Origin of the sequence: Streptomyces sp. H27-H1, assembly GCF_026627445.1 — a bacterium.
Classification (GTDB): domain Bacteria; phylum Actinomycetota; class Actinomycetes; order Streptomycetales; family Streptomycetaceae; genus Streptomyces.
The window spans coordinates 19600-28043 of the sequence record NZ_JAPNLJ010000074.1 but is presented as its reverse complement, the minus strand read 5'-3'; the positions used below and the strand labels follow the sequence as shown (position 1 = coordinate 28043).

Sequence of the window (8444 nt, the reverse complement as noted above, 5' to 3'; positions counted from 1 at the left end):
CCCCCTCCCCCCGCTCTCGACGAAGGTCAGCGGCCGGTGAGGCCACGCAGGACGGTCGCCACGTGGGCTTCGGCGTCGGCCGGGTCGAGGGGGGCGTGGGCGACGAGGAGGCGGTACCAGAAGGGGCCGAAGACCAGGTCGGTGGCGTGGGCGAGGTCGGTGGCGGCGGGGAGCTCCTCGCGGGTGACGGCGCGCGTGAAGAGCGTGGCCACGACGCCCCGTCGGGAGGCGACCCATGCGCGAAAGGGTTCCGCGAAGGCGGGGTCGAGCTGGGCTTCGGCCATGAGGCCGGTGAGGGCTTCGGCGCGGACGGGGTCGCGGCCGATGCGGTAGAGGTCGGCGACGAAGGCGGTGAGGTCGCCGGCGAGGGTGCCGGTGTCGGGCTCGGGGACGTGAGTGGCGGTCCCGTGGGCGTAGGCGTCCATGACGAGGGTGGGCTTGGATTTCCACCAGCGGTAGACGGTGCTTTTGGCTACGTTGGCGCGCTTGGCGACGCCTTCGATGGTGAGGGCGCCGTAGCCGTTCTCCACGAGGAGCGCGGCGGTGGCTTCGAGGACTGAGTGGTGGGCGTCTTCGTTGCGGAGGCGGCCGCCCGTGCGGGGCGGGTTGCTCGCAGGAGTGCCCGAAGGAGTGATTGACACGGCTTCACGATAAGCCCTACCGTTTTATCGAAACGCTGCGTCGCGTTTTGATTTACAGGCCAGACGATGACGATGACGAATGACACTGACGATGTGGATGCGGGGGCAGAGCCATGGGCAAGATCGTGATCGCACACAGGTACGGGATGAGCGTCGGGGAGCACTGGTATTCGGCGACGGGTGAGGAGTTCGCCGCCGAAGGGCACGAGGTGCGGATTCCGAACTTCCCCGAGCCCTTCGCGCCGGAGGCGGATGTGTGGCTGAGGGGGCTGGAGGAGGCGACAGAAGGTGCGCCGGCGGGCGAGGCGGTGCTGGTGGTTCACAGTCTGGGCGGGGTGAACGCGCTGCGGCTGCTACAGGGGCACGACACGGAGGCCGAGGGGTCCTTCGCGGGGGCGGCGTTCGCGGCCTCGATGTCCGGCGAGGTGGGGTACGAGGCGTTGGCGCCGTTCTTCTCGCCGGAGTTCGACTGGCAGCGGATCCGCAAGACTGCCCGGGAGTTCCGTGTGCTGCACGCGGCGGATGACCCGGTGACCGGGGAGGCGACGGGTGAGCATGTGCTGCGGTTCGTGCGCGAGTTGGGTGCGCAGGCGCGGGTGACCGCGTCGGGCGGGCACTTCCCGAATGGGGGTGAGAGCCAGTTGGAGTTGCCCGACGCGGTGCGTCTCATACGTGAGGTGCTGTAGCTGCCGGGGGGCGACGTCAGCGGACCGCGTCGCCGATGTGGTGGATCCGGACGAGGTTCGTGGATCCGGTGACGCCGGGGGGTGAGCCGGCGGTGATGACGACGACATCGCCGGGCACGCAGCGGCCGATGCGCAGGAGCTCCTCTTCGACCTGGGCGACCATGGCGTCGGTGGAGTCGACGTGGGGGCCGAGGAAGGTCTCTACTCCCCAGGTGAGGTTGAGCTGGGAGCGGGTGGAGGCGTCGGGAGTGAAGGCCAGGAGGGGGATGGGAGAGCGGTAGCGGGAGAGCCGGCGGACGGTGTCTCCGCTCTGGGTGAAGGCGACGAGGAATTTGGCGCCGAGGAAGTCGCCCATTTCGGCGGCGGCGCGGGCGACTGCTCCGCCTTGGGTACGGGGCTTGCTGCGCTCGGTGAGCGGGGGGAGGCCCTTGGCGAGGAGGTCTTCTTCAGCGGCTTCGACGATGCGGGCCATCGTGCGGACGGTTTCGATGGGGTATTTGCCGACGCTGGTTTCGCCGGAGAGCATGACGGCGTCGGTGCCGTCGATGATGGCGTTGGCGACGTCGGATGCTTCCGCGCGGGTGGGTCGGGAGTTGTCGATCATCGAGTCGAGCATTTGGGTGGCGACGATGACCGGCTTGGCGTTGCGCTTGGCGAGTTTGACGGCCCGCTTCTGGACGATCGGGACTTGCTCCAGGGGCATTTCGACGCCGAGGTCCCCGCGGGCGACCATAATGCCGTCGAAGGCGGCGACGATGTCGTCGATGTTCTCGACGGCTTGGGGCTTTTCGACCTTGGCGATGACGGGGAGGCGGCGGCCTTCTTCGTCCATGATGCGGTGGACGTCTTCGATGTCGCGTCCGCTGCGGACGAAGGAGAGGGCGATGACGTCGGCGCCGATGCGCAGGGCCCAGCGGAGGTCTTCGATGTCCTTTTCCGAGAGGGCGGGTACGGAGACCGCGACACCGGGGAGATTGAGCCCCTTGTGGTCGGAAACCATGCCACCTTCGATGACACGGGTGTGGACACGAGGGCCGTCGACAGCGGTGACTTCGAGGGTGACACGCCCGTCGTCGACGAGGATGCGCTCGCCGGTGGTGACGTCGCCGGCGAGGCCCTTGTAGGTGGTTCCGCAGGTGTGGCGGTCGCCCTCGTGGTCTTCGACGGTGATGGTGAATTCGTCGCCGCGTTCAAGGAGTACAGGGCCTTCACGGAAGCGGCCCAGACGGATCTTCGGGCCTTGAAGGTCTGCGAGGACGCCGACGCTGCGGCCTGTTTCGTCGGAAGCCTTGCGGACTCGCTGATAGCGGTCCTCGTGTTCGGCGTAGGTGCCGTGGCTGAGGTTGAAGCGGGCGATGTCCATTCCGGCTTCGACCAGGGCTTTGATCTGGTCGTATGAGTCGGTGGCGGGGCCCAGGGTACATACGATTTTCGCTCGGCGCATGGGGCGAGGGTATGCCCCTACCAGGGAGTAGGAAATTGGTTCCGGGTGTCCACTCAACAACCTTTGAGCAAAAGCTTGTTGACAACTGTTGAATGTGCATGGGGGCGCTCTGATGAGCACCCCCGGGGCACCAAATCTTCAGGTTTTCAGAGCTGGGGAGGGGTCATCGTGAAGCGTGCGTTCACCTGTGCGTAGACGGTCTGGCGCTGGGGTTCGAGGTCGAGTGCGGGGGCGCCGACGTCTTCTTGTGCACTGAAGGCAAGGGTTTGCATACCGGCGCCGGAGGCGGCCCCTCGGAAGGTGGCGGGGGCGTTCTCGGCTCCGAGGTCGGCGAGTTCGACGAGGGCCGCGAGGTCGGATCCGAGGGCGGCGGCGTATTCACGGGCGCGTTGGACGGCTTCCAGTACGGCTTGGCGGCGGGCTTCGCCGTGGGCCGGCGAGGTGGGCCGCAGGGCCCACCAGGGGCCGTCGACCTGGGTGAGTTCGAGGTCGGCGAGGCGGGTGGTGAGTTCGCCGAGAGTGGTGAAGTCGTTGAGTTCGGCGGTGAGGTGGACGCGTCCGTGGTAGGCGCGAATACGTTCGCCGCGGCCGTGGCGGGCGAGTTCGGGGGTGATCGAGAAGGCGCCGGTTTCGAGCTTTTCGACGGGGTCGCCGTAGCTTTTGACGAGGTCGAGGACGGCGTTGTTGCGGCGGGTGAGGTCTTCGAGTGCGGTGCGGCGGTCGGTGCCGCGGGCGCTGACGGTGATGCCGATGCGCGCGATTTCGGGGTCGACTTCGAGGGTGGCTTCGCCGCGGACTGCGATGCGGGGGACTTCGGGGGTTCCGTAGGGCTGGTGCGATGCGTCCTGGGTCATGGATTCACTCTCGCACTGCTGCTCGTACGGGGGTGGTCATCGGATCGAAACCTGGTGGGGGTGTTGCGGCTTGTTACTGCTGGGTCAGAATCTACGCGCGTTGTTCACGCCTCAAAAGGGGAGATGGCATGTCGTTCGACCGTAGGACATTTCTGGGCACTTCGGCTGCGACGGGTGCGGCTGTGGCGTTGGCGGGGGCCACGAGCACCCCGGCCGCCGCGGCCGACACGGTGGCCGGCGGCGCTTCGGCCGCGGGGCCGAGGACGTACGCGTTCACGGTGATGGGGACGACCGACCTGCACGGGAACGTCTTCAACTGGGACTACTTCACGGACAAGGAGTTCGACGACAAGACGCACAACGACGTCGGTCTGGCGAAGATCTCCACGATGGTGAACCAGGTGCGCGCGGAGAAGGGGCGGTGCAACACGCTGCTGATCGACGCGGGCGACACCATTCAGGGGACGCAGCTGTCGTACTACTACGCGAAGGTGGATCCGATCACCGCGCGACGTGGTCCGGTGCATCCGATGGCGCAGGCGATGAACGCGATCGGCTATGACGCGGCGGCGCTCGGGAACCACGAGTTCAATTACGGTATTCCGGTGCTGCGGAAGTTCGAGGAGCAGTGCGAGTTCCCGTTGCTGGGGGCGAACGCTCTGGATGCGAAGACGCTGCGGCCGGCGTTCCCGCCGTACAGCATGCACCGGCTGCGCACTCCGCACGGGCGGGACGTGAAGGTGGCGGTTCTGGGTCTGACGAACCCGGGGATCGCGATCTGGGACAAGGCGAACGTGCAGGGGAAGATGACGTTCCCGGGCCTTGAGGAGCAGGCGGCGAAGTACGTGCCGCGGCTGCGGTCGCTCGGTGCGGACGTGGTGATCGTGTCGGCGCATTCCGGTTCGAGTGGTACGTCGAGTTACGGGGACCAGCTGCCGTACGTGGAGAACGCGGCGGGTCTGGTGGCGGAGCAGGTGCCGGGGATCGACGCGATCCTGGTGGGGCACGCGCACACGGAGATCCCTGAGTACCGGGTGCGGAACAAGGCGACGGGCAAGGACGTCGTGTTGTCCGAGCCCCTCAAGTGGGGTCAGCGGCTGACCCTGTTCGACTTCGAGCTGACCTGGGCCAAGGGCTGCTGGTCGGTGTCGAAGGTGTCGGCCCGGGTGCTGAACTCGAACACGGCGGTGGAGGACCCGAAGATAGTGGGGCTGCTGTCGGACGAGCACCGCAAGGTCGTGGCGTACGTGAACCAGGTGATCGGTACCTCGACGCAGGCGATGTCCTCGGCGGAGGGTCCGGTCAAGGACGTGGCGATCATCGATCTGATCAACCACGTGCAGGCGGAGACGGTGCGGGGTGCGCTGGCGGGTACCGAGTGGGCTGCGCTGCCCGTGCTGTCGCAGGCTTCGTGCTTCTCGCGGACCGCGGCGATCCCGGTCGGGCAGGTCACGATCAAGGATGCGGCGGGTCTTTACCCGTTCGAGAACACGCTGGAGGCGCGTCTGATGACAGGTGCGCAGGTCAAGGACTATCTGGAGTATTCGGCGAGGTACTACGTGCAGACGGCTCCCGGCGAGGCGGTGGATCCGGCGAAGCTGACGAACGCGGAGAGCATTCCGGACTACAACTACGACGCCGTGTACGGGCTGACGTACGACATCGACATCTCCGCGCCGGTGGGCTCGCGGATCACGGGGCTGTCCTTCCAGGGCAAGACGGTCGATCCGGCGGCGCAGTTCGTGCTGGCGGTGAACAACTACCGGGCTGCGGGTGGTGGGAACTTCCCGCATGTTCCGCAGTCCAGGCAGCTGTGGGCGGATTCCGACGAGATACGCAACACGATCATCCAGTGGGTGAAGGCGAAGGGGACGGTGGACCCGGCGCAGTTCGCGTCCGTGGACTGGCGGCTGACCCGAGCCGGGGTACCGGTCTTCTAAACGTTTCTCCTTATGGGTGCTCGACCAGCGGGAGCAGTTCGCCGGCCGGTTGCGGGCGGGTGTGCTCCCGCTGGTCGAGACCGAAGGTGGTGAAGGCGGTACGGGCGGGCTGGGGGTAGGGCTCCTTGCCCGTCAGGGTGTTCAGGATGGCGGCGCTGCGCCAGGCGGCGAGGCCGAGGTCGGGGGCTCCGACGCCGTGGGTGTGGCGTTCGCCGTTCTGGACGAAGATGCTGCCGGTGACGGCGGGGTCGGTGAGCATCCGGTAGCGGTCGTCGATGCGGGGGCGGCCGGAGGAGTCCTTGCGCAGGTAGGGGTCGAGTCCGGCGAGGAGGCTGCCGAGGGGGCGCTCGCGGTAGCCGGTGGCGAGGACGACGGCGTCGGTGGTGAGGCGGGAGCGGGCGCCCTGGTCCACGTGCTCGAGGTGGAGTTCCACCTTGGTGGTGGCGACGCGGCCGGCGGTGCGGACGCTGACTCCGGGGGTGAGGACCGCGTCGGGCCAGCCTCCGTCGAGGGTGCGGCGGTAGAGCTCCTCGTGGATGGCGGCGATGGTGGCGGCGTCGATGCCCTTGTGGAGTTGCCACTGGGCGGGGACGAGGCGGTCGCGGACCGGTTCGGGGAGGGAGTGGAAGTAGCGGGTGTAGTCGGGGGTGAAGTGCTCCAGGCCGAGCTTGGAGTACTCCATGGGGGCGAAGGAGGGGGTGCGGGCGAGCCAGGTGAGGCGTTCACGGCCGGCGGGGCGGGAGCGGAGCAGGTCGAGGAACACCTCGGCTCCGGACTGGCCCGATCCGATGACGGTGACGTGCTCGGCGCCGAGGATGCGCTGCCGGTTGTCCAGGTACTCGGAGGAGTGGATCACCGGGACGGTGGGGGCTTCGGCGAGGGGGCGCAGTGGTTCGGGGACGTAGGGGGCGGTGCCGATGCCGAGGGCGAGGTTGCGGGTGTAGGTGCGGCCGAGGGCTTCGGCTCCGCCGCCGGCGTCGAGCTGGGTGAAGTCGACTTCGAAGAGGTCGCGTTCGGGGTTCCAGCGGACGGCGTCGACCTGGTGGCCGAAGTGGAGTCCGGGCAGGCGGCCGGCGACCCAGCGGCAGTAGGCGTCGTATTCGGCGCGCTGGATGTGGAAGCTCTCGGCGAAGTAGAAGGGGAAGAGCCGTTCCTTGTGCTTGAGGTAGCTGAGGAACGACCAGGGGCTGGCGGGGTCGGCGAGGGTGACGAGGTCGGCGAGGAAGGGGACTTGGAGGGTGGCTCCGTCGATGAGGAGTCCGGGGTGCCAGCGGAAGTCGCGGCGCTGGTCGTAGAAGGCGGTGGCGAGTTCTCCGACGCCTTGGTGGGGCAGGCCGTGTGCGAGGGCGGCGAGGGAGAGATTGAAGGGGCCGATGCCGATTCCGACGAGGTCGTGGGGTGCATCCAGCTGGGCGGTCATCGGTGGGTGCTGCCTTCCAGGAGGTTCACGAGGGCATCCAGGTCCCCCGCCGTGGTGTGGGGGTTGAGCAGGGTGGCTTTGAGCCAGAGGCGGCCGTCGGCGGTGGTCCGGCCCAGTACGGCGGTGCCGTCGAGGAGGAGGGTGCGGCGCAGGGCGGCGAGCGCGGTGTCGTCGGCGTGCGTGGGCCGGAACAGGACGGTGCTGATGGTGGGCTGCGCGTGGAGTTCGAAGGCGGGGTGTGCTTCGAGGAGCCGGGCGAGGTGGTCCGCGCGGGCGCAGGTGTCGTCGATGAGGCGGGTGAGGCCGTCTCGGCCGAGGGACCGCAGGGTGGCGGCGATCTTGAGGGCGTCTGCGCGGCGGGTGGTGCGCAGGGAGCGGCCGAGGAGGTCGGGCAGTCCGGCGTGGGTGTCGTCGGGGGCGTTGAGGTAGTCGGCTTGCTGGGCGAGGGGGGCCAGCAAAGTGGCGTCCGGGACGGTGAGGAGTCCGGCGGCGATGGGCTGCCAGCCGAGTTTGTGCAGGTCGATGGTGATGGACCGGGCGCGGCTCAGGCCGGCGAGTTTGGGGCGGTGGCGGGGGCTGAGGTGGAGGAGGCCGCCGTAGGAGGCGTCGATGTGGAGGTCGGCGCCGTGGTGGTCGCAGAGGTCGGCGAGGGCGTCGAGGGGGTCGATCAGGCCGGCGTCGGTGGTTCCGGCGGTGGCGGTGACGAGGACGGGGCCGGTGGTGGTGGCGAGGGCCTCGGCGAGGGTGGCCGGGGTGAGGGTTCCGGAGGGGGTGGGGAGGCTGCGGGCGGGGGGCAGGCCGAGGAGCCAGGCGGCGCGGGGGATGGAGTGGTGGGCGTTGGCCCCGTGCAGGACGGTGAGGTGGGGGCCGTGGCGTTCGCGGGCGAGGAGGAGGGCGAGTTGGTTGGATTCGGTGCCGCCGGTGGTGAGGACGGCGTCGGGGTGGGGGGTGTCGTGGAACTCGGCGGCGAGTGCGCGGGTGAGGAGGGCTTCGAGGGCGGAGGCGGCGGGAGCCTGGTCCCAGGAGTCGAGGGAGGCGTTGAGGGCGCTGGCGGCGAGGTCGGCGGCGGCCGCGACGGCGAGGGGCGGGCAGTGCAGGTGGGCGGCGCACAGGGGGTCGGCGGGGTCGGCCGCGCCGACGGTGAGGGTGTGGACGAGGGTCCGTAGCGCTTCGTGGTCGCCGTGCCCGTGGTCGGGGAGTACCTCGCCCAGTGCGGCGGTGACGCGGGCGGTGACGGCCTCGGGTCCGCCGGCCGGGAGCGGTCCGCCGCGGGCGTGGGCTCCGGTGCGCAGGGCGTCGAGGACGGTGGCGAGAAGTGGTTGCAGGGCGTCGGCGCCGTGGGCTCCGCCGGCGAGCGGGGCGGTGCCGCGTCTGCCTGTGCCGGGGGGCGCTGTCATGCGGTTGTCCTCACGGGAAACGGTTCTGCGGCGGGTGGTGCCGCTCTGCTGGGTCGGGGACC

7 protein-coding genes are annotated in these 8444 nt (G+C 69.1%); 2 read left to right on the top strand and 5 right to left on the bottom strand.

Annotated features, from left to right (window positions below):
* Positions 1–26: 26 nt before the first annotated feature.
* Positions 27–641 (bottom strand): TetR/AcrR family transcriptional regulator, encoded by a 615-nt coding sequence (locus tag OTB20_RS39180; RefSeq protein ID WP_267824691.1) that lies wholly within the window; start codon positions 639–641, stop codon positions 27–29.
* Between the two features lie 113 nt (positions 642–754).
* Here OTB20_RS39180 and OTB20_RS39175 point away from each other — a divergent pair, with 113 nt between their 5' ends.
* Positions 755–1327, top strand: coding sequence for an alpha/beta hydrolase (locus OTB20_RS39175; RefSeq protein ID WP_267824690.1), 573 nt, complete (start codon positions 755–757; stop codon positions 1325–1327).
* Positions 1328–1343: 16 nt separating this feature from the next.
* On the opposite strand, the gene pyk is transcribed toward OTB20_RS39175, so the two are convergent.
* Entirely contained in the window at positions 1344–2771 is a 1428-nt protein-coding gene (pyk, locus tag OTB20_RS39170; RefSeq protein WP_267755005.1) for a pyruvate kinase, read from the bottom strand.
* 146 nt (positions 2772–2917) lie between these two features.
* Positions 2918–3625, bottom strand: coding sequence for an SIMPL domain-containing protein (locus tag OTB20_RS39165; protein ID WP_267824689.1), 708 nt, complete (start codon positions 3623–3625; stop codon positions 2918–2920).
* A 128-nt stretch (positions 3626–3753) separates the two neighbouring features.
* Between OTB20_RS39165 and OTB20_RS39160 the strand changes: the two genes are divergently transcribed.
* On the top strand, positions 3754–5565 hold the full coding sequence (locus OTB20_RS39160; protein WP_267824693.1) for a bifunctional metallophosphatase/5'-nucleotidase: 1812 nt from the start codon (positions 3754–3756) through the stop codon (positions 5563–5565).
* A 10-nt stretch (positions 5566–5575) separates the two neighbouring features.
* Here OTB20_RS39160 and OTB20_RS39155 read toward each other — a convergent pair whose 3' ends face one another.
* Positions 5576–6985, bottom strand: coding sequence for a lysine N(6)-hydroxylase/L-ornithine N(5)-oxygenase family protein (locus OTB20_RS39155; protein ID WP_267824688.1), 1410 nt, complete (start codon positions 6983–6985; stop codon positions 5576–5578).
* Positions 6982–8382, bottom strand: coding sequence for a pyridoxal phosphate-dependent decarboxylase family protein (locus OTB20_RS39150; protein ID WP_267824687.1), 1401 nt, complete (start codon positions 8380–8382; stop codon positions 6982–6984). Before OTB20_RS39150 ends, OTB20_RS39155 begins: the two co-directional genes overlap by 4 nt.
* Positions 8383–8444 lie beyond the last annotated feature (62 nt).